Genomic DNA, 22,307 nt, shown 5'->3' on the forward strand with positions numbered 1-22,307 from the left:
TATAATTCAGTTGCTCCACTCTGTACAGAGGCTTATTCGCCTCACTTTCAGGGCTGGACGAGATAAAGGAGGGACCCTGATGGCTATAGAACAACCGTTAACAACCAATACGCCGGTGCGAAAAATGACACCCCATCCACGCAAACGTACCCGCTGGAATTTCAAACGCACATGGCCGCTGCATCTAATGCTGTTGCCTGCTGTACTGCTCACTTTACTGTTCGCCTATGTGCCCATGGGCGGCATTATTATTGCTTTTCAAGATTTCAAACCGTGGCTGGGATTCACTGGCTCCAAATGGGTGGGCTGGGACAACTTCCGGTTCATGTTCGAATATCCCGACAGCGTTCAGGTCATCTGGAACACGGTGCTGATTGCTTCGATGAAAATTGTGGCCGGACTTGTGGCCCCCGTGGTGTTCGCCATTTTGCTAAATGAGGTTCGGAACTCTACGTTCAAACGTTTCTCACAGACCTTGGTGTATCTGCCCCATTTCCTGTCCTGGGTTGTCCTGGGCGGCATTCTGCTCGATATGTTATCACCGGAAGGTGGGCTGGTAAACCAGGTTTTAGCCGCGGCTGGTGTTGAACCGATCTTTTTTCTGGGAGATGGCGACTGGTTCCGTGTAACGGTGGTTGTCAGTGATGTGTGGAAGGAGTTTGGATTCGGAACGATTGTATTTCTGGCAGCACTGGCGGGTATTAACCCGGCATTGTATGAGGCTTCGGAGGTGGATGGGGCAACACGGCTTAGACAGACATTACATATTACCCTGCCTGCACTCGTACCGATGATTATCGTGGTAGGTACGTTATCGCTGGGCAACATCCTGAATGCAGGTTTTGACCAGATCTTTAACCTGTACAATCCGCTGGTATATGAAAAAGGCGATATTATCGATACCTTTGTTTACCGGATGGGGATTCTAAATGGCAAAATGAGCTTTGCCACCGCTGTTGGACTATTCAAATCATTTGTCGCGATGTTCCTAGTCATCTCTGCGTACCGGATGGCGTACAAAATCGCCAATTACCGTATTTTTTGAGGGGCATTTTGCATAAATCCAGACAGCGACTTTCAATAAGCAAGATAGAGATCGAAATGGTTCAGTTCGTCTATATCTTATACACGCGAGCGATTCAAATCGAATTATGCAAAATGCAAAGGAGGAATCAAGGTGTATCACAAAACAACCGGGTACCGTATATTCAATGGCTTTAACCTGATATTCATCGCGGCCGTCTCGATCCTGTGCATCCTGCCGCTGGTCCATATTCTAGCGGTTTCCTTCAGTGGTAAAGCGGCAGCATCCGCCAATCTGGTGACACTTTGGCCCATTGATTTTACGGTGGATGCCTACACCAAAACATTTGGTAACAGTAACTTTCTCAGTGCACTCTGGATTTCAGTCCAGCGTACTGTTCTGGGAACACTGCTCAGTATGACACTTGTCTTCCTGACGGCTTATCCGTTATCTAAGGAAAGTCTGCATTTCAAGGGACGTTCATTATATGCGTGGTTTTTCATCTTCACGATGCTGTTTAGCGGGGGATTGATTCCATCCTATATTTTGATCCAGAAGCTTGGGCTGATTAATACGATGTGGGCTCTCATTTTGCCAGGCGCGGTGGCTGTCTGGAACCTGATTCTCATGATGAACTTTTTCCGCAACGTGCCAAAAGAGCTGGAAGAAGCCGCATTTATCGATGGAGCCAACCATATCACAACTCTGTTCAAAATCTATCTGCCTGTTTCCATGCCCGCCATTGCGACGATTTCTTTATTCACGATGGTAGGTCAGTGGAATTCCTGGTTCGACGGGCTGATCTATATGAATGATGCTTCCAAATATCCACTCGCCACGTTAATGCAGACCATAATCGTACAGCAAGATTTCTCCAACATGAACGTGGATGCAACTCAGCTCCAGAACATGTCTCAACGTACGGTGAACGCGGCTCAGATCTTTATTGGCGCTCTGCCGATTCTGCTCGTATATCCGTTCTTGCAGCGTTTCTTCGTCAAGGGGATTGTGCTCGGGGCGGTAAAAGAGTAAGGCAAACACACGGAATCCCTTCTTGGAATTCTTTGTTCAGAAAGATCATGATTTCAGTTGATTCGAGATCGTTCTCCCGCGAGTTGCATTGTTATATTCATTAATTAACTCATCCAGCACCATGGATTGGCGAATAACCTCCGGATGCCATAGTTCCGGGTATTGAGCTGCAATCTGGTAGAGCCTTTGCCGTGCATGTTCGATACATTCCTGAATGGTTTCCGGATTATGTACCATACTCCCGCCCCCTGTTGTCCTTGAATATCATCATCCAAAAAAGACCATCTAATATAATATTCGGAACAAGAGGGGATTTGGATTACCCCAAAATTAAAATTTTGGTTATTTTTTCTTGTAAAAGTTATGATTAGCGTGGATCACATGAGTTGATGTGCATATATGTTCAATACAAATAAACCGGATCGGCTGCGCCTGTCCGGTTTTATTCCTGCTGAGTTTTTCAATTTTCTCTATCATGCTCCATTCATCTTAATCCAACATCCTTAAAACGATTGCCTATCGTCTCTGGAAAGGCACGTTTAATGGCATCAATGGCACGTTGTTCCGTAGCCCCTGCCTTCTGGATAAGCTCAATCACGCTTTGCACACATTCCGGTTCTCTCGAATCCCAAGAGATAGAGTTGTCTATTTCCTCAATGATCATTGTATACAGGTTTGCGAGTAGCTCATACTCGTCTATGACCTGGTCCATTTGAATGGACAGATGCTTAAGTCCTGCAACATAAGAGGCAATATCCAATCTTGATTTGGCATAATAGCGAAGTACAGTTGCCGCTTGTTCTGCGTCATATGTTCCTGACTGCAAAGCAGCAGCAATAGCGGCATACGCAGCCGCCCCACAGGCATAATCTTGGGGCGGCAGCATATAGTCATGAGTTTCCCATTTGTACACGGCCTGGATTAACGATTCCTTGCAGACTTCCCATAAATCGATAGGTCCACAGGCTTCCAGAACCTGATAATACCAGTAGGGTGTACTGTTCCTCCCAAACGAATCATAGGGCAGACAAATGATTTCATTACCTTTACTTTCACAGATGAATAACACCCGTTCCGCATCATCATATCCAGTAACAATGACAAATTGATCGTGCCAGAGAATCGCACCTACGCCCCGGTCAATGGAAGCTTTAATGTCCAGCAGAGCCTGCTTCTGATAGAGCGGAAAAGTCGGTTCAAATGAAAATCCACCATGTTGTCCCGTTGTCACACCAATGAAGTCTGCTGCGACAAAGTTCTCTGCCATCCAATTGTATGCGGAGATTGACTCTGACGTCAGACGCCGATCCACCACTAATCGGAATGCACTTGCTGTCATGCCTGCAATCATGTGGTGTGGCAAAACTGTCCACTGTTTATGTAATAAAATGCGAAACAACGCATCTGTATATGCGCTCACACCGCTCCATGATCTATATTCATCAGCAAAACTCGCAGCTTGCGGGGATTGAATCCAGTCCTGCAATACTACTTTTGTCGCCATCATCCTTCACTCCCTTCCCCTCTCATCCTATCGTGCGGAATGTGCTCCCCACCGTGGTATAGTGGACCTTTTACGGTCAGGATACTTCCTGGATATCACTCGAAAATAATCAATAGCCTGCTCTTCCAGTGCTTTCGCCTTCACGAGTACTTGTGCTAAATCTTCTGTGGTGTCTGGTCGCAAGACACGTCTATTCTCCTGCTGAACCATATATCCTTTCATTTGGTCAATTAACGTCCCAAGCTGTTCATAACATGCACAAGCCTGGTCCAGTTCGTTCCATATCCCTCGAACACCCTGCAAATACATCCTTATTTCGGTTCGCGAATGGCAGAAGGATTCCAAAATATAACCTGCACCGGTTTCATCGAAATCCCCACTCCGCAGGGCCTCCACCCACACATCATATGCCTTTCTACCTGAAGTAATATTCTGATCAGGTAACAGACGATAGGGAATATCCCAATCCTCAATTGCCAGTCGCAGGGATTCCAGCAGCATCTGCTGTTCAGGGATGCGGACCTGATCACCAAACACCTGACAATACCAAAATCCGGAAAAGTTCAAGCCGAAATTATCATACAACAAAATCTGCGGTTCCTTGCTCCATCCGTCTTGCACATAAAAGATGCGGTCACTGTCATCATATCCATGAATAACACCAAACTCAGGAATCCAGTAAATCACACCATTGCCTTCATCAATACTCCGTCTCACCCAATTCACTGCATCCTGCTGATAATAACCGAACGTGGAATGACGTGTACGTCCCCCATCCCAGATCGTGAATATCCCCAGGTTATCGACTCCAGGACGATGTGCTTCCCCCCATTGTCCATATGCTGTAACCGACATGGGAAGTAGTCTGCGATGCACCGACAGCTTGAAAGCCATGCCCGTATATCCGGCAAGTACAACCTTGGAACCTTGAAACTGGCCTGTATGGGTTAGTATCGCATGCAGACTATCCACGTACGATTTGGACTCCCGCTTCATGATGAGGTTATCTAAAATATTCTCAGCCAAGGACGGATCTTCTCCTCTCTATGCTGCTTTATTCCACGTTTTGCTTACGTTTTATCGCGAGCCTGTCAATTAATCCTTCTGCGCTTTGCTGAAGCTTGCGTCTAAGCCACCCAGGAGACAAAAGTTCCTCCCATTCGCTAACAAACAAATGCTGTAAGAAAGCATCCGTGTCATAAAATTCAATTGAATAAATCTGATCGTGCCTAGCCTGGATACGATACCCTTGCCATAGGTCCATTTGCTGCAATTCCTTCAAGCGAACCTCAGCTACAAACGGTTTACGCACAGGCAGTGGTTCTTCCCATCCACCTAGGAGGGTATCTGACCTGTACTCAAATCTCTCATCCAAGATCGATACATGAACAATGCCCTCCAAGCGAATCGCCACTTGCTGCACAGGATCTGCTTCATAACCCACCACGTAATCGGCGTTAAACTGGGATATCATCTTTAATGGACACAAGGAAAACTGCCGTTCTCCATCGTGATCCCTGTAATGAATATGTACTCTACGCAAGTCAGTTATGGCATGGGACAATAATTCAAAGAATTGCAGTTGCTTCGGTTGCGCCGAAAACACTGGGAGCTCACTACTTCCCATCTGTTGTTCCTCCAACGTAAAACGCTCCAGCAAATGCGCTACACGTTTCACCGCGTCCGATTGATCATAATCGTAATGCCGGTAACGATGCGCCAGATATTTCAGCACACGCTGCTCTTCTTCGGTCATATACAAATGGGGCAATCGAAAAGTCTGATCCTCATAACAATAGCCCCGATATTTTGCCATATACACCAAAGGGGCTCGCAAGGAACTTGCCATATATTCAATATCACGCTGAGCCTGACGACGGGAGATTTCAAATTCACGGGCAAGCCAGCTGCTATTCGGAAAACGTCCACCCCGAATCTGTTCGTCAAACCAGTGAATCCGATGCATGTTACTCATCTTCCCGCCCCCATCTCATCCATTCCTAATATATTCGATTATATCAAAAGACATGGCCCGTTCCGAAGAACAGGCCAGTTATGTTATACATGCGCCTTATCCACTCTGGATTGCACGGCTTTGGAGCATTTCTTGCATACTTTCAGACTTGTACCGTCTGTTTTTGTTTGCGTATACAACAATTTAATTCGGGTACTGCTACACACCGGGCATGTTCCCCGGCCCCTGGAAGGAAGACTCCACAAAACGCGTCCTCTTTTAGTTTTTGCCAATGGTTGTGAACCTCTTTTCGATATGGTTTGTGTGTTCACCGTTATTATATAGGGCATGGTACGACACAGAATGTCGCATCAGTATTAGAAGTATTTCAAAAAATAAAAATGTCCCCTCTTCGACCTGAAGAAAGGACAACATTTAGGAAGGATCTGTGCTCGACTGAGCTGCGGCCTGCAATAACGGTTGCAGGAGTCCTGGAAAGCGCGTTTCCAAATCATCGGATCGCAGGGTGAGAAAATGCTGTGTGCCCTGCACTCTGACCCGAATGACTCCAGCTTCTCGCAGGGTCCGAATGTGATGCGACATCGTTGACTTCACAACAGGTGCATGAAAATGACTGCACGGTTGCTCCCCACTTCTGGCAGCTTCGGCAACAATCCCAAGACGGGTCGGGTCGCTTAACGCATACAATACGGAGGAAAGTTCAATATCTGACACCTGTGGATGATGTAAAATCTTCATACTGTAGTCCCCTTTTCTCAGACTATCCATTGTATTTTAACACAGATCCATGATATATTTCTAATGTTCGACACCAATCGAACTTTAATGATTTCGTTATGTAACCCCTGCCTGTTTGGCACGGGATTGACATCATACTACATTTTGCAAATGTTACACACCGTTTCTGAAATGTTGCGAAATACACATCACTCTAGGAGGTTTTTATGAACAACACCGCAACCGCATCATCAGGGGAACGGACCGGAATACAGGAAGGATTAATCGTAAGCTTGCTTGGCTTCACCGTTGTACTCGTTGTTATGAATACAATGATGTTTAATCTGGCCCTGCCCAAAATTGCAGCCGAATTTATGCTTACATCCGTCGCTTCCTCATGGATTGTTACAGGGTATTCCATTGTATTCGCCATTTCTTCGATTACGTTCTCACGTCTATCGGATTTCATACCTATTCGTACATTATTCACGACCGGGCTTACGTTACTTGGTGCGGCATCGGTTCTCGGGTTCTTCAGTAATCATTTCATCATTTTGCTCATTGCACGTCTGATCCAGGCTGCGGGTGCTGCTTCGGTTCCGGGGCTTGCCATTGTGCTGATTACCCGATACATTCCACATGATCGCCGGGGTAAATCGATGGCTGTCATCATGTCCGCCAGTTCGCTGGGGCTTGGACTTGGTCCCGTCATCGGCGGAAGTATCACACAATTTCTGGGTTGGCATGATCTGTTTATCGTTACAGGATTAACGTTATTCTTGATTCCTGTATTTTTCAAACTGCTTCCTCGGGAAACACCGCAAAAAGGTTCATTTGACCTGCTGGGTGCCGTGCTTCTCGCCATCGGTACTACGGGTGTGCTGTTATTCCTGACTTCCCGTCAGTGGTTCACTCTTGTTATCGGTGCTGCGGCACTGCTTCTGTTCTGGCTCCGAATTCGGCGCGCGGCAGATCCATTTGTTCAACCTGCTTTGTTCAAAGACAAAAAATATATGATGCTCAGCTCGCTGGGGATTGTATCGTACATTAATAACTTCTCAACGTTGTTCCTGTTACCTCAAATTTTGGCGCATCTATATGGACTGACACCTGCTCAATCGGGACTCGTCATCTTCCCGGGTGCAGTCGTGTCCATGTTGCTGTCCAACCGGATCGGCCGCATGATTGACCGACATGGCAATACGTTGCTGCTGAAGTTTGCACCATGGCTACTACTGGCAGCTGCCGGACTATTCGCCTTATTTGCAGACAATAACATCTACGCCATTATGGCTGTCTATGTCTTGCTCAGCGTAGGCTTCTCTTCCCTAACCACCAGCGTGTCCAATGAATTATCTGGAAATCTGACCATGGATCAGGTGGGCGCAGGTATGGGGCTGTTCCAACTCAGTCAGTTCTTCAGCGGTGCTTTCAGTGTTGCTGTTACTGGCGTAGCATTAACGGCGATGCAAAACATGCCACTGTCCTCAGCGTACACCAATATTTTCTGGGGCATGACTGTGGTCGCACTGGCATCCGTTATTTTCTCTCAGGTGTATCTGAGAATGCAGTCACGGAAACAAGCTGCTGCTTAATATGAAGCAAGTCATAAAAAAGGCCCATAAAGCGATGTTCGCTTTATGGGCCTTTTTTATAATTTTTGTAAGATTTATTGACACCTTAACTCGCAACAAGATGTTTTACCATGTCATGTGCCTCTTGTTCTACAACTATAATTTCTCCAATTTTACTCAACACTCGGTTCAACATGTGATAACGACTATCCATATCCAGGTACTGACTTTTCAATGTCATATTAGCGGCGAGATTCCATCGTTGCGCAGCATATTCGTATGCCTCCACCAGTTGATGAATATCCGGATTATATGGTATTCCCTCTCTCAGGAAGTGGCCATACAAATATCTGTTATTACTTATGCCAGCCAAGTCGCCATACATATTGTCCAGATATTCTTCGGTCAACACTGATGAATCTTGCATATGCTGACGTGTAGAGTCTATATATCTTTCAATTGCAGGCAGGCCTACATGCGGATTAACTAATTCATACCACTCAACCTGATTCACCAGTTGCCCGGATTTTCCATTCATTATTTCATGATTTTGATGAAGCATATCGTAGAATTCTCTCTCTTTTACCTGTTGGACGGCACTCCCAACATCTAATATAGCATAACGATAACGCGTTCCCTCACGAATCAACGATGTCTGACCTAGATCAAGAGCTTCAAATAACGTCTGTTCATCCATATTGCCTTTCAAATGATAAAAATCATCAATAAACTCAAACTGTCCATCTGTATAGTCGGACAATACAATACAATGCGACGAATGAAGTAATTGATACAGTGAATTATACTGCATATAAAATACATCAACCCATACAATAACTGCTTCTTTTTGCTGAAGCAACGTCATGATTTCCTTTATAACCTCGGCCCGATCATTTTTTCTGACGATATTCAAATCAATATGATGAATATGTTGAAACTCATTTTCAACCGACATATACGTGGGAACAAGCTTCGGGGTGCCCCTCTCCGGGTCTTCATGGTACATCATCCCGCATTGTTTCCACACTGCAAGAAAATTCGTAATTTGTTTATAGTTGAGAATGCTGCTTACACATAAGGTAAAGCAATCTTCACCTTCTTCATGTGCTTCTCTGGGCTGAATATTCATATACTCCACTCCTTCCCCAAGGTTAGTGCAAAGATATGCATGCATGGATTGTCCGGCAATAGGATCTTGTCAAATGAAATGGGTTCTTCGAGTGTAATCTTCTGAAACCAGATAATAGGCTGTTTGGATGTCAGTAAGGCCCCCTTTTGGGTACACACCCCACTACATTGAAACATCATTTCCTCATTATAATGTGGAACCGTCTCGGTCCAGTTGGTCAGGTCCAATGATGCTCTCCCCATCCGCTCTCCATTTCGTTCAAAATAAATGAATTCATGGTATGAACCATTATCTGCTGCACCCAGAATGTATAGTGTCGAATATAGATCGATAGGTACCGGAATGTGCTGGCTATCCAGTTCTATATTATTAAACGCCTGTCTGTGTAGAGGAAAATGAAACGGAACATCCTGCCATTGTACCTTCTCCTGATCAGGCAGTTCGTCTCCAGGGTACGAGGAACCAAAGGTCGTGAAATTACCAATTTGGTTTGCAGCAAGATAACTGAATCCATTGTTGTTATAGTGTTCTTCCAAATGTAGTGGACAATAGATGGTCATGTCATAAACCTCCTAGGATCGTTCTACTTATTTCAGGTGACCACTGACCCGATACCTTGACGCTGATCCTTGAATAACGTGTCATACACCTCATGTCGTCCAGCCAGCTCCAGATGAGTGCCCGTAGCAACGATCTCTCCCTGATCGAGCACAATAACTTGCTCGGCATCCTGAATAGCTGAATAACGGTGTGCGATTACAAGCACGGTCATATCTTCTGCGATCCCGCGGATCACCTCATTTATTTTCCGTTCCGAGTCATTATCCAGTGCAGATGTTGCTTCATCCAGAATCAGCATTCGGGGTCTTGTTAACAGCACCCTGGCAAGAGCCAAGCGTTGCTTCTGCCCTCCCGATAGCTTAATACTTGACTCACCCAGGATGGTATTATACTGGTCGGGCAACCCTTCAATGAAATCATCCAGTAAAGCCATACGACATACCTCTCGTACCTCTTCTTCTGTTGCCAGAGGCTGTACGAGTCTGAGATTATCCATGATGGACATACTGAACAAGGCATTCTCCTGCATAACGACCCCAATATGTTGATAAAGATATTCTGATCCCAAGTCACCAATGGGCTGTCCGTCAACAAGAATGGCCCCTTGCTGTGTTTCGTTCTGCCCCAGAATAAGTTTGATTAACGTGCTCTTCCCCGAACCACTTCTGCCTACGATAGCCGTATAATCACCGGGCTGGATGTTCAGATTAATCTCATGCAAGACATTACTTTGATTCTCCTGATAACGAAAGGAGACATCCCTGAATTCGAGATGCCCTTGGAACTCTGGCTGTAATGCGAGCTTTCTCTGTGGTGTAACCGGAAGTTCCAGCAATTCAACGATCCGTTCAATGGAAGGTGTCACATCATGGAGTTGAACATTGGAGGCATTAATTTCATTAATGTTGTTAATCATCTGTTGATAGTAGGTCAGAAAGACAAGCAATCCCCCGATCGTTAATTCCCCCTGAAAAATTAGCAAACCACCGATAAAATAAAGATTCATCTTATTAATAAAGTCATCCTGGAAGGTATAATACAGCTCATTGGCGTAGGTGTACGCCAGATGCCGGAACTTGATTTTTCCAAATCTCTTCCAATATCCCACAAACTTAATGGATTCTTTGCGCTGCATATTCAGTGCCTTGATTTCCTTCCAGTGTCTGAAGCTGTTCGATATCCATGTCTCATATTCTCCGGTAGTCTGACGGAATTCGGAGACCAGCGCCTTGGCCTTTTTGCCCAATCGGGAACTAATGACGAAGGAAATAGGTAGCATGATAAAACCCAGCAAAGCCATCTTCCAATTCAGCGACAACAGAATAACCGCATATGCCCCTACGCTGATCCATTTGAACGTATAATCAATCAAATGCAAAAAGATAAAGTCTTTGACCAGTGTGACGTCTCCATCCAGCCTGTTCTTCAGATCTCCCGCACTATAGCGCTCATATAAAGTCGGCTTCATGCGCACTAATCTTTTCCACATATTCAGTTGTAAATCCAACTTGGTCCGACCTAATAACCGGTTACTGAACAGGGTTTGCAGCCCCAGAGCGGTTGTCTCCAACGCAAATAAGCCCAGGTATCCGGAAAGGATATAGGGCAACATTCCAAGCTCCCGTCCAACCATGACATGATCAATGAGCAGCTTGTACAGATAAGGAATCATGAGGGCAATAGCGGTCAGGGCCAATTTCAGTGCACCCAGAATAAAGATTTGACGGTTCGCATTTTTGATAAACGGCTTAATCTGTTTAAACAGTGCATACCGGGAAGTTGACGGTGCCTTGGTCACGACATCAGTCCCTCCTTCCGGATGAAATCTTCTGCAAATAACTCACGGTAGTGCTCACTATTCTCCAGCAGATATCCATGTGTGCCTGTAGCTACAATGCGTCCCTCATGCACAACAGCAACCCGATCAGCATTCAGGATAGAGGATAAGCGATGGGCGATGACAATCGAAGCCCGATCCTTGCTCAATTGCTGCCAGGAACGCTGGACCGCTTGTTCAGCTTCATAGTCCAAAGCGGAAGTGGCTTCGTCGAATATAATCAATTTGGGTTGCTTTAGAAAAATTCGTGCAATAGACAGACGTTGCTTTTGTCCTCCAGAGAACTCCATTCCCCCTGCGCCAATAACGGTGTCCAGACCCTGAGGAAGCGAACGGATAAAGTCTCCAATAAAGGCCTGATCACATGCCTCCAACAAGTGGTCGTCATCCGCATGAGCGCTGCCAAGCATCAGGTTGTAACGAATGGTTTCGTTGAACAGTATGGCTTCCTGCTGCACGATCCCTACTCTCTTACGCAGTCGAGACAGAGCATAGTCATCTATATGCCTGCCGCCAATGCGAATCTGCCCTTCTTCCGGGGCATAGAAACCGAGCAGCATGTTCACAATCGTTGTTTTGCCCGAGCCACTTTTTCCTACAAGCGCAACGGATTCATGGGCACCGATCTCCAAGGTGAGACCGTTCAGCACATAGGGACCCTGTTCCTCATACCGAAACCTTACTTGCTCGAATGACGTCTCCCCATCTTCCATATCCACTTCCGAGTGACCACCGCTTCTTTCCGTCTCTTCATCCAGAAGTTCAAAGACTTTGCGTGACTGTACCGTCAGCTTGGGCAGATTCACAACCGCCGCGTAGATCATCATCATGGATTGATTATTCTTGGTCAGATACGACATAATGGCAACAAAGGCTCCTGCCGTAAGCTGTCCCTGAACAATAAGCACACCAGCAATGGCGTAGATAGACAGATCCGATAGCAAAAAAATAAATGCATTAGAGCGGGTCGACATCCATTTCATGACTTCTGTCTGATTGTCGAGACGAATCACATCTGCACTCTGTCCCGTAAACAGTGTAGTGACCCGTTTACCACTCCCCAACAAACGAATATCTCTCATGCCTTGAAGCATCTCCAGCATCCAGCTGACAAAATGCCCGTATTTCTCACGCAAAATCGTCTGCTGCTTGGTCATCTTACGATTAAAATACTGTGATACCCAGACCGAAACCGGAACTAACACCATCATGGCTAAGGCGATATACGGATTTAGATAAAACAAAAAAACAAACGATACCAGCAATTTCGTGAACGGAGCAGCCATCTGAAAAATGATTAACTCTATTAACTGCATGACAGAATCCGTGTCTCTTGTTAGACGTGTGACCAGATCACCGGTCTGGACTTTTTGAAAATAAGACGCTTTAAAATGAAGAATGCGATCAAATAAACTTTTTCGAATATCAAACAGAAATTTAACATTCAAATAAATCCAGATGGATTTAATGATCCAACTCAGAGCCCTTACACCTACATACAAAGCAATATAAGTCAAAATAACATAGCCGAAGAAATGAAGATTACGGTGATAGAACACTTCGTCGATCAAAATGGCAAAAATAAGCGGTCCAATCAGATCCACCACCACCATGATCAGCTCGCAAAACAGCATGGTAATCAAGCTGATCCGGTAAGGTTTGGCGAATGTACGGATTCGTTTGCTCAGTGAAATATTCTCCATGCCATCCTCCTCTAGGATATCCAGCTCTCAAGTACGGTCTGGCTCTGGGACTGTACCTCCGTAACAATCGAGATCTCGGTTGTATGGGAGGACTTCATCCGCTCCCCCAGCTCTTCATTCCATACACCTTCGGCTGTAATACGAGTGGTAGCTGATGTGGGGTCTTGATTAACCTCAAGAATCTGCGCAGCATAACGTTTACCCTGTTCTTCTGTGTACCAGATCAAGGAGTCGCCTTTCTTAAATCCCGAATCAGGCTTTTCTGTAAATTCAGCTATAATGTGTACTTTGGTGTTCTCCCCTTGCAGAGATTCAGCCACTGCACTTGCACTGGCGGTCTCACTGCGCAGATAGGAGGTCGTATGGAATTGCATGGCTAGTGTCACTAATGCGGTTACGGTTAATCCAATAATAACAAGTGCCGCCACGGGTAATTGAATAGAAAGCCTGAACCAGATCTGTCCTATTCGTCTAGTCCGGCTCATGTTCCGAATCTCCTTCAATGAGACTGACCAGATAATCCCTGAAATCGGCAATCGTATCGGTTTGCACAAAGGTCAATCGGTCGTCGTCTATTTCAATGTCGAATTCTTTCTCCATCTCAACCACAATTTTAATGTAATCGAGCGAATTCGTCCCCAGTTCGCCCCAGGCTTGATCCATCTGAGTATCCGTTCCACACGCCATAACCTTGTCGATGACCTGTATTATTCGGGTCTCCAATGTCATGATTTCACTCATTCAGATCCTCCCCATCATGTGAGATTTAGCCAACTCATCGTAATACTCCCGTTCAAGCAAGCTTATATTCCTGTATATCTCCGGGAGTTTATGAAACGATGTTGGTTTATATGAAGAAGTAAGCACGTACTTGGCCAGAACTGCGCGAATATCACTCCACTCCATGACAATACGCTCACGAATATGTGTCAATCTGGAATCCGCACCCGTTAGATTGGCACAACGATACACCTCTGCCTTTTTGGCACTAATCAATTTATGAAGCGAAATGACCCAATCCTCAGCCATTGAAGACACCAGTTGTTGATCATGAACAACGGCCTCGAACTGCGGCACACTCTCCACCAGCCTTGCCAAACTGCTCTCCACCCGCTCCTGTTGCTCTTCCATGTGACTCACATAGATCTGCCAGTATGCCTCCAACTGCTCCTGACTGGAATCTCTTCGATGTATCACCGGATTATGCTTGTTGTAGAACGTATAGAAGGTGTTTACTTCCATATTAAAATGATCGATATAACCATGATAACTGTCCATCAGATCCTGGTAACTGACGGTTCGTTCTTCATATGACAAGTTATCATGATGCTTATGCTCCATCACGGTAAACGTCTGGTTGATCGGATCAACACCGTATACAAGCCAGGTATGTGGAATATGCTTTTTGAGATAGGTATCATTGCGTATGGATGTGTAATAGACGTCAACCCAGACAATAACCGGTCTGGCATTCAGTACAGCTCGACTGACATCCTGTATAATGTCCTCGCTGATTTTCACCATTTCATAGCCAATGCCCAGATCGTCCAGAATGTCCGTATCTTTGCGGCAGGAGAAGAAACCATTCACAAGAAATTGCTCATTGTCAGACCATAGATACTCGTCCACATGATGGATGAAGAACGGATGTATGCTTTTTTTCTGCTGCAATACAATCGGGAATAAAGAGTTATAGAAACATAATTTGAAGAAGACATCGTTAAAAGGATGGTATCCATCGGAATGGGCTCCCCATGAATGCTCCATGCCTATAGATGATGATAACGTCTTGTTAACCTGTACAACGTCAGATGCCTGCCCGTTATTTTCACTTTCATCTGAATCTGCAAGCCCGGGATTATCTTTCAGAACCGTTGCAAGCATCCTTATGGTCGGATTGTCATACAAAATGGAAGGCAGTACCCGAATACCGAGATTCTCCAGTTCGACCTCCATTCGAATCACAAGCAGGGAGTGCCCTCCAAGCTGAAAGAAGTCGTCGTCGATACCGATCCGTTCCATTTCCAGTAATGTACACCAGACATGTACCAGTTGGTGCTCCAGCTCACTCTCAGGCGGTGCATAGTTCATTCCAAAATGTAAAGACTGCTTCTGGTTCAATAACTCTCGTGTATCTATCTTCCCGTGGATCGTCCGCGGCATATGTGATATTTGAATGTATTTTGAAGGCAGCATATATTCGGGCAACAATGACATCAGATATTGGCGAACATCCATGACATACAGCTCCGTATCTGCCACGATATAAGCGGTTAGCACCTTTTCACCTTCGACTCCGATCGTCAGTACAACACATTCGCCAATCGGACCGTAACGGTTCAGATGTCGCTCAACTTCTGCCAATTCAATCCGATGACCTCTGATTTTAACCTGCTTGTCCATCCTTCCCAGAAACAACACGCGGCCTTCCGCTGTCCACATCCCCGTATCGCCTGTGCGGAACATCCGCTCTCCTTCAACAAACGGTGACTCGGCAAACTTCTGATCCGTCAATTCCGGCAATCCTACATATCCTCGGGATACCCCTTTGCCTGAAATACATATTTCTCCGGGTACGCCCACGGGTAACATTCGTCCATGCCAATCTCCAATATGTACGAAATAACCCTGAATGGGGCGACCTACCGGAATCGGATCAACAGTCTCTGATGACAGCTTCTCATAGAGCGCACATACCGTCGTCTCCGTGGGACCATACGTATTGTATACATTGGTATAGGTGAGCAGATGTCCAATGTCCGCCATCTTCAACACATCCCCACCGCTGATAAAGGTGCGAACACTCGCAAGATTGGGCATCCGGTTAAGCTCCCTCAGAATATGAGGTGTAGTACTGACAAGGGTGACCTTGTGTCGGTCCAGTAACTGCACCAGTCCGTGAATATCTAACAGTTGTTCCCGCTGAACCACAACAAGTGTTGCCCCCGCAGTTAATGCAGGAAACACTTCCTCCATATAAGTATCAAAGGTACTGGCGGCTTGTTGAAGCACCTTGTCTGTTGAATTTAGTTGAAACTCGGCTTGAAAAGCGTTCACGTATGCACTCAGATTTCGTTGCTCTACTCCGACCCCTTTGGGCTGACCCGTTGATCCGGAGGTGTATAGAATGTATGCTAGACCACTCATATCAGGTAAGGTACTTAAACCACTTCCATCTTCTGCTCTCCATGGGGCATCATCCAGCTTAATCATTTCTATGCCTGAGCCTGAGGGCATAGCCAATGTCATCTCCTCTAGAGCCTGTTGTACCTCCGTTTCCAACTTTCCCGTCAGGAAAATACGTGCATCCGATTCCATTAAAATATGACGTATACGCTCCAGGGGATATTCAGGATGAAGAGGAATATAGGTTCCGCCTGCCTTGAACACTGCCAGGATCGTAATGATTAATTCCACGGAACCTGCCATCATGACAAGCACTGGACTTTCGGCAGTCACTCCAGAGGCAAGCAAGAGACGGGCCAGTTGATTGGATTGCTCCTCCAGGGACTGATACGAAATTTGGCGATCTCCCTCTATAACCGCAGTCTGGTTGGGTATTCTGTTCACTTGTTCAAGAAATAAAGTACAGACAGAACGTTCCTCTGGCAGGGAAGAACGTGGACTTTTGTTCCAGCTTTCCATGATTTCATTCTCCTCTTCCGAAGAAAGGAGCCAACTTATGGATAAGGGTTGGTCTGGTAAGGCTGTTGTCTGTTCCAGCAATCGTATGTAGTGGGAACATAAACGCTCGGGTTGACTGGGTTCAAGAGGTATTGCACCATAACGGAGGGTCATGTGAAGTCGTTGGTCTACGCGATCAAACTCCAGTGAACAATGGGTTCCTTCATCCAGAACAGGCTCCTCATGAATTCCTTTCATATACAAAACCGTCTTCAACTCGCACTCCTCGGGAAGTCGTCCCAGCTTCTCTGCCATCTTATCGTAAGGAAAATGCCAGTACGTTCGGGCCGACATGACTTCAGCCTTGGTATCCAATACCAGTTGTCTGAACGATGCTGCCTCGTCTACTTTTCCACGAATCGCAAGCAAGTGAGAACTGCGAAAATCCTCGACTTGTTCTGGAGTTAGAGGCATACCCAACAACACATTCTGGTGTCCGTAATAACGATACAACAGATGTTGAAATCCCGATAAAAGCAATATATACAACGCCAGATTCGATCCCCCGCTCATGCGGATCAATCTTGCGGACAGTTCATCTGGAAAGGAAAAGGAAAGAACCTGTACGTTTGGTTCCCCAGTCTGGATCGAAGGTTGCAGAATTCCGTCAAACAAAGTTCCTATATGAATATCGCCATCTAGTTGTTCCTGCCAGTACGTTCGTTCTTCCTTAAATTTATCACTCGACATCATAACATTGAGTAGATGGATATCCATGATCTCACCCCGAATACATAGTAAACCGGCACAACAAGTGTTGATCTCACCTGTCATGCCGGTTGATTGGTGTACACGTACTTGTTATGCCGTAGGAACTTTATCGTCACTCCACAAATAATACTGTCCCGTCTCGTCCAGGATCTGGTGGAACCAGTCATCCCGCTCTTCCTGCTCTACTTGTTTGGTTTCGAATATGGTACCCAGCCATTCCAGAGACAGTTTCATCTGCTCCGTAGTCGGTGCCCGATCCGCTGCCTCAAGTTCTTCTTGAAGCTGCTGGATTCGTTTATAAGGCTCAACGACTCCTTTTTGATATTGCTCCTGATCCCAATTCCGGTTCGGTGTGGCTACCGCCGCGGCCATACATTTGGTCACTACCGTTGGTCTCGGTCTGGATACAACAGCCTGATCCAGCAACTCCTTCAATGCTTTGCGGTCCTCTTTCTGTCCATAGGCAAAAGACTTCATGCCCAGCTTGTCCAGATCCACCAGTCCGCTCAGGACATTCTTTGGTCCAAGTTCAATCGTCAGCGTGACACCATGCTTTTTGAGATATTGCATCGTCTGTGTCCACTTCACCGGCTGGGATAATTGCCTTTGGAGCAGTCCCTTAATTCGCTCAGCTTCGGTATACGGAGTAGCGGTCACATTAGATACGACGGGCCACTTGAATGGATGGAAACGATAATTGGCAAGTTCTACCCCAAGCTGTTCACCGGCCGGCTCCATTAAACGGCTATGAAACGGCGCACTCATCATCAACGGGGTCGTCTGGGCATCTTGATCCAGCAAGAGGGATTCAACTTGTTCAATCGAATCCTGATGACCGGATATGGCATACTGACCTGAAGCATTGTAACAGGAGATCGCAGACCAGGCCGTATCGGTTGACACTTGCTCACAGGCTCTGCGGATCATATCCTCATCTGCACCATCAATGATGGTCATTGCCCCATCTGCTTCATCTGCGATAAGTTCGGTCAATTCGCCACGCCGCTTGGTGATCCGCACAGCATCACCAAATGTCATGGCACCGGAGCATGTTAGTGCTGCATATTCACCCAGGCTGTGACCCGCGCAGAACTGCGGGTTGATCCCGATCTCCTCCATGTAGACACGATAGGCAACAACACTTGCTGTCAGCAATGCCGGCTGCATATTGGAAGGTTTGTTCAGATCAAACAGGCTGCCTTCAAAACTCATTTTGGCCAGATCAAAGCCCAGAATATGATTAGCTTCTTCATACGTTTGTCTTGCAATCTCGTACTGATCATAGAAGTTTTTCATCATACCTATATATTGGGAACCTTGACCTGGAAACAGATATGCTATTTTTTCCATTGATTGAACACCTCGCCTCTTAGATTGGGTTTACGCGATAACTTCCATGGACACATACGCAGGCTGATCCTGAATCATGCTTAGATCACTCTCAAACAAATAAAAATCTCCGTTCTGCTCAATCTCACAGAATCCAGCAAATTTGTAAGTGATCATCATTGTACGATTGCGATCTGTTGATACAAACTCGGCCTGCAAACGGACATTCGCTTCCTTAGCCATACGCATCACATGATGCAGCAGCAACGTACCTGCTCCTCTAGACATGACGCGACAGGAGACCAGTAGTAGTTTAAGCGTCCAAACTTCGTCATTTAATTCGAGCAGAGCCAGTCCGATTTTTCCATATGTGCCGTACTTGTCCTCCAATCCTGCAATCAGCAGTTTGTGACGTGGAGAGTACCGGAATTGATCGAGTTCCTCGTAAGAGTAGGTATAACCTGTGGCATTCAGTTGATGTGTTCTCACCGTCAGTTCTTCTGCACGCTGTAGATCCCCTTCCTTCACCTCGGAGATCGTGAAGATCATGCCAAGAGAGGCCAGGAATTCATCTTGAGTACCTTCAAATTCCTCCTCCTTCTCATTGCGGGCAATATCATTCATGTACATCTTTCTGCGTAAGGCAGAATCCTCGGTAATGAAACGTGGGTTCATCTCATCCATATCCGTTAATTCAAGGTAGGCCAGCGCATCGATACAGAGCACGTCGGGGTGAGTGAATAATACTTCCTCCCGTTCGAAAGGCTGATCATCGATAAAGGCAATCGTGTCCATTCCGATATTGATGGACTCCACAATCGTTTTTACAGATCGGGATTTGGCATTCCAATTGATTTGTGGATAGATGAAATATTCACGCAATCCGAATTCTTCCAATTTGGCCATTGCCAGTTCATGATCGTTACGGCTGGCGACCGATTGCAGAATGCCCCGTTCATCCAATGTACGGATGACTTCTACAATATTTTCTTTCAGCGTGACCTCTTCATCCTCCAGCAAAATTCCGTTCCAAATGGTATGGTCCAAATCCCAGATCACACATTTAATTTTTTTCATGACAAAACAGCCTCCTCTTGTACGGATTCATGGGTACTCGCAGCGTATGAAGCAATAACCATCTCATGCATTTGTGTGGTGCCCTCAATAATCTCATTCACGCGGGCATCCCGATAGAAGCGCTCCACTGGATACTCCGCACTACAGCCCTTGGCTCCATGAATCTGTACCGCGCGGTGCGCTACCTTGTTGACCATATCAGCTGCATAATATTTAGCCGTCCAGGTCTCCATAATGGAATCCGGGTCCATTACTTCTTTCAGATAACCGGATTGATAACATAAGAGCCGCGCTGCTCTCACATCCACAATGATTTCTGTCAGCATTTTCTGAATTAACTGATTTTCCTGCAAAAGAGTTCCGAATTGACGGCGGCTGCCTGCATAACTCAGTGAAGCATCCAGACAGGCTTGTCCCAGTCCAATACAGCCCCAAGCAACGGTGTAGCGACCATAATCCAAACAATGCAAGGCTACCATGGAAACACCGATACCTGGGCTCCCTACCATACGATCCGGGCCAACATAACAATGCTCCAGATGCAGTTCCGCGAGCATCGAGCCTTTAACCCCCAGCATTCCGTTGATCGGCTGCGTCTTCAATCCCGGATTATTCCGTTCCACCAGGAATGCGGTTGGTTTATCATTTACCTGGGCAAAGATGAGAAACAGGTCAGCAAGCTGGCCCATCGTGATCCACTTTTTCTTCCCGTTCAGCTGATACCCTTCTCCATCCAATTCGGCATTAGTCTCGATGCTTTTGGCATCACTGCCCACTCCCGGTTCGCTCAGTCCAAAGGCTCCAATGACTTCACCCGAGGCCAGTCGTGGCAACCAATAGGACCGCATATCTTCGGAACCAAACTTCTGAATGGCTATGGCTACCATACCGTGAACAGTAAGCAGACTCCGTACGGATGAACATCCTCTTCCGATCTCCTCATTCAGCACCCCAACCGATATCGGATCAAGCCCCATGCCTCCATACTCCCTAGGAATCATGGAACCCAGATAACCGGAGGATTTCAGCGAATCGATAACCTCTGGATGAAGCCGTTCCTCTCTATCGTGCAAGCCTGCGTATGGGACGATATATTGATTGGTAAATGATGCAGCATCCTGCTTGCATTGGAGCTGCTGTTCGCTCAATTCCATTTTCAACACGTTAACCTCCTTAGAATGGGACTGGATGAATGCAAACGGTACACTGGACTGTGGACAGAATCGGCTTCCTAAGAACTGACCATCTTGCTCTCAATAAGCTCTACGATGGCGTTAATGGACTTGAAGTTCTGCAAATCCAGATCTTTATTGTCGACACGAATGGAGAATTCCTTCTCCAGAAACATAACTAGTTGCATCGCAAACAACGAATTCACAAAACCAAGGGCAAAAATATCCTCGTCGTCCTGAAGCTCGTGCTTTTTGAAAAAACGACCCAGAAACTTGCGAACTCTACCTTTAACTTCTTCCATGTGTATAACTCCCTTTCCCTCATTAAAATGGTGTTTTGAATACGCAATAAAGCTTTTCATGCCATGAACGATTCATGCAGTTGATTAATAACTATAGAACCCTTCCCCCGACTTTCTTCCAGTCTGTCCGGCGTGCACCATCTTTCTCAGTAAAGGACAGCAACGGAATTTCGGGTCCTGATAGCTCTCATACAGCACATCCAGCGAATCCACAACAGTATCCAAGCCGATTAAATCTGCTGTCTCCAGCGGTCCCATCGTGTGTCCATAACATTTCACAAAAATATCATCCACCTCACGTGCTGTAGCCACCTGATCCTGTAGAACAAAAGCAGCTTCATTCATAAACAGATGGGAAATCCGGTTCGAGACAAATCCGGGAAAGTCATTAACCAGAATCGTCTCTTTACCGATGGATGACAATAGTTCAGTTACTTCTTCAATGGTACGATCCGAGGTGTGCATACCCTTGATCACTTCAACTGCTGATTTCAGGGGAACCGGATTCATAAAATGAGTACCAATGACCCGATCAGGCCGCTTGGTTAGTGCTGCAATTTTGGTAATGGAGATACACGAAGTGTTCACCAGAAATATGCATGCCTCATGACAGATCGGATCGATCAGGCTGTACACTTCCTTTTTGATGTCCCACTGTTCATTCACATTTTCAACGATAATATCAGCTTCACGAAGCATCTCCAGTTCCGTCGTCATATGGATGCGCTCCATGATGATCTCCGGGTCTTCCAGTCCCTCTACTTTCTTGAATAACTTCAGCATCCGGATATTGTTATAGATCTCTTCTCCAGCGCCCTCCAGCACTTCATCCTTGATATCCACCAAGACAACCTCATGACCTGTCTGTGCAAAACTCTGGGCTACACCGCGGCCCATCACGCCTGCTCCAATTACCCCGATCTTCTTCATTGTCCCTGTTCCTCCTGTTTGTGGGGGAGAGGCTATGCTCTCCCTG

General features: G+C 46.1%; 21 protein-coding genes. 3 read left to right on the plus strand and 18 right to left on the minus strand.

Going from position 1 to position 22,307, the window contains the following annotated elements:
* Positions 1 to 124 precede the first annotated feature (124 nt).
* The gene (locus MKY95_RS28860) at positions 125 to 1,045 is read left to right on the plus strand and encodes an ABC transporter permease subunit (RefSeq protein ID WP_036668173.1); all 921 of its coding nucleotides are present in this window, start codon (positions 125 to 127) and stop codon (positions 1,043 to 1,045) included.
* 132 nt (positions 1,046 to 1,177) lie between these two features.
* Positions 1,178 to 2,056 carry a carbohydrate ABC transporter permease gene (locus MKY95_RS28865; RefSeq protein ID WP_017692164.1) on the plus strand — a complete coding sequence of 293 codons (879 nt, stop codon included), beginning with the start codon at positions 1,178 to 1,180 and terminating at the stop codon, positions 2,054 to 2,056.
* A 45-nt stretch (positions 2,057 to 2,101) separates the two neighbouring features.
* On the opposite strand, the gene MKY95_RS28870 is transcribed toward MKY95_RS28865, so the two are convergent.
* From MKY95_RS28870 to MKY95_RS28895, 6 genes are all read right to left on the minus strand, one after another.
* Positions 2,102 to 2,293: an aspartyl-phosphate phosphatase Spo0E family protein gene (locus tag MKY95_RS28870; protein WP_036606805.1), complete on the minus strand. Its 192-nt coding sequence runs from the start codon at positions 2,291 to 2,293 to the stop codon at positions 2,102 to 2,104.
* Between the two features lie 247 nt (positions 2,294 to 2,540).
* Positions 2,541 to 3,563: a hypothetical protein gene (locus MKY95_RS28875; protein ID WP_179088696.1), complete on the minus strand. Its 1,023-nt coding sequence runs from the start codon at positions 3,561 to 3,563 to the stop codon at positions 2,541 to 2,543.
* Positions 3,564 to 3,587: 24 nt separating this feature from the next.
* A complete protein-coding gene (locus tag MKY95_RS28880) occupies positions 3,588 to 4,586 on the minus strand; it encodes a C39 family peptidase (RefSeq protein ID WP_256721333.1) in 999 nt (332 codons plus the stop codon).
* A 28-nt stretch (positions 4,587 to 4,614) separates the two neighbouring features.
* Complete coding sequence (locus tag MKY95_RS28885) at positions 4,615 to 5,535, minus strand: WYL domain-containing protein (RefSeq protein WP_076319697.1); 921 nt, start codon at positions 5,533 to 5,535, stop codon at positions 4,615 to 4,617.
* Positions 5,536 to 5,618: 83 nt separating this feature from the next.
* Positions 5,619 to 5,807, minus strand: coding sequence for a hypothetical protein (locus MKY95_RS28890; RefSeq protein ID WP_076253532.1), 189 nt, complete (start codon positions 5,805 to 5,807; stop codon positions 5,619 to 5,621).
* 142 nt (positions 5,808 to 5,949) lie between these two features.
* Positions 5,950 to 6,273: a helix-turn-helix transcriptional regulator gene (locus MKY95_RS28895; RefSeq protein ID WP_036606795.1), complete on the minus strand. Its 324-nt coding sequence runs from the start codon at positions 6,271 to 6,273 to the stop codon at positions 5,950 to 5,952.
* 206 nt (positions 6,274 to 6,479) lie between these two features.
* Here MKY95_RS28895 and MKY95_RS28900 point away from each other — a divergent pair, with 206 nt between their 5' ends.
* Positions 6,480 to 7,847, plus strand: coding sequence for an MFS transporter (locus tag MKY95_RS28900; protein ID WP_076319698.1), 1,368 nt, complete (start codon positions 6,480 to 6,482; stop codon positions 7,845 to 7,847).
* A gap of 85 nt (positions 7,848 to 7,932) precedes the next feature.
* Here the strand turns inward: MKY95_RS28900 and MKY95_RS28905 are convergent, their stop codons facing one another.
* From MKY95_RS28905 to MKY95_RS28960, 12 genes are all read right to left on the minus strand, one after another.
* Complete coding sequence (locus MKY95_RS28905; protein WP_076319699.1) at positions 7,933 to 8,955, minus strand: BtrH N-terminal domain-containing protein; 1,023 nt, start codon at positions 8,953 to 8,955, stop codon at positions 7,933 to 7,935.
* Positions 8,952 to 9,515 (minus strand): hypothetical protein, encoded by a 564-nt coding sequence (locus tag MKY95_RS28910; RefSeq protein WP_036668110.1) that lies wholly within the window; start codon positions 9,513 to 9,515, stop codon positions 8,952 to 8,954. Before MKY95_RS28910 ends, MKY95_RS28905 begins: the two co-directional genes overlap by 4 nt.
* A 32-nt stretch (positions 9,516 to 9,547) precedes the next feature.
* Complete coding sequence (locus MKY95_RS28915; protein WP_076319700.1) at positions 9,548 to 11,314, minus strand: ABC transporter ATP-binding protein; 1,767 nt, start codon at positions 11,312 to 11,314, stop codon at positions 9,548 to 9,550.
* Complete coding sequence (locus MKY95_RS28920; protein WP_076319701.1) at positions 11,311 to 13,056, minus strand: ABC transporter ATP-binding protein; 1,746 nt, start codon at positions 13,054 to 13,056, stop codon at positions 11,311 to 11,313. Before MKY95_RS28920 ends, MKY95_RS28915 begins: the two co-directional genes overlap by 4 nt.
* 11 nt (positions 13,057 to 13,067) lie before the next feature.
* The gene (locus tag MKY95_RS28925; RefSeq protein ID WP_036668112.1) at positions 13,068 to 13,541 is read right to left on the minus strand and encodes a hypothetical protein; all 474 of its coding nucleotides are present in this window, start codon (positions 13,539 to 13,541) and stop codon (positions 13,068 to 13,070) included.
* Positions 13,528 to 13,797, minus strand: coding sequence for a phosphopantetheine-binding protein (locus MKY95_RS28930; RefSeq protein ID WP_051449549.1), 270 nt, complete (start codon positions 13,795 to 13,797; stop codon positions 13,528 to 13,530). The genes MKY95_RS28925 and MKY95_RS28930 overlap by 14 nt, the downstream gene beginning before the upstream one ends.
* On the minus strand, positions 13,798 to 17,433 hold the full coding sequence (locus tag MKY95_RS28935; RefSeq protein WP_338707061.1) for an amino acid adenylation domain-containing protein: 3,636 nt from the start codon (positions 17,431 to 17,433) through the stop codon (positions 13,798 to 13,800).
* A 108-nt stretch (positions 17,434 to 17,541) separates the two neighbouring features.
* Complete coding sequence (gene fabD, locus MKY95_RS28940) at positions 17,542 to 18,801, minus strand: ACP S-malonyltransferase (RefSeq protein WP_339195640.1); 1,260 nt, start codon at positions 18,799 to 18,801, stop codon at positions 17,542 to 17,544.
* 30 nt (positions 18,802 to 18,831) lie between these two features.
* A complete protein-coding gene (locus tag MKY95_RS28945; protein ID WP_339195642.1) occupies positions 18,832 to 19,857 on the minus strand; it encodes an HAD-IIIC family phosphatase in 1,026 nt (341 codons plus the stop codon).
* Positions 19,854 to 21,011 carry an acyl-CoA dehydrogenase family protein gene (locus MKY95_RS28950; RefSeq protein ID WP_256721335.1) on the minus strand — a complete coding sequence of 386 codons (1,158 nt, stop codon included), beginning with the start codon at positions 21,009 to 21,011 and terminating at the stop codon, positions 19,854 to 19,856. Before MKY95_RS28950 ends, MKY95_RS28945 begins: the two co-directional genes overlap by 4 nt.
* Before the next feature lie 77 nt (positions 21,012 to 21,088).
* The gene (locus MKY95_RS28955; RefSeq protein ID WP_036668118.1) at positions 21,089 to 21,331 is read right to left on the minus strand and encodes an acyl carrier protein; all 243 of its coding nucleotides are present in this window, start codon (positions 21,329 to 21,331) and stop codon (positions 21,089 to 21,091) included.
* 84 nt (positions 21,332 to 21,415) lie between these two features.
* Complete coding sequence (locus tag MKY95_RS28960) at positions 21,416 to 22,261, minus strand: 3-hydroxyacyl-CoA dehydrogenase NAD-binding domain-containing protein (protein WP_076319706.1); 846 nt, start codon at positions 22,259 to 22,261, stop codon at positions 21,416 to 21,418.
* Positions 22,262 to 22,307: the final 46 nt, after the last annotated feature.

The organism is Paenibacillus sp. FSL P4-0176, from assembly GCF_037975265.1.
GTDB lineage: Bacteria > Bacillota > Bacilli > Paenibacillales > Paenibacillaceae > Paenibacillus > Paenibacillus amylolyticus.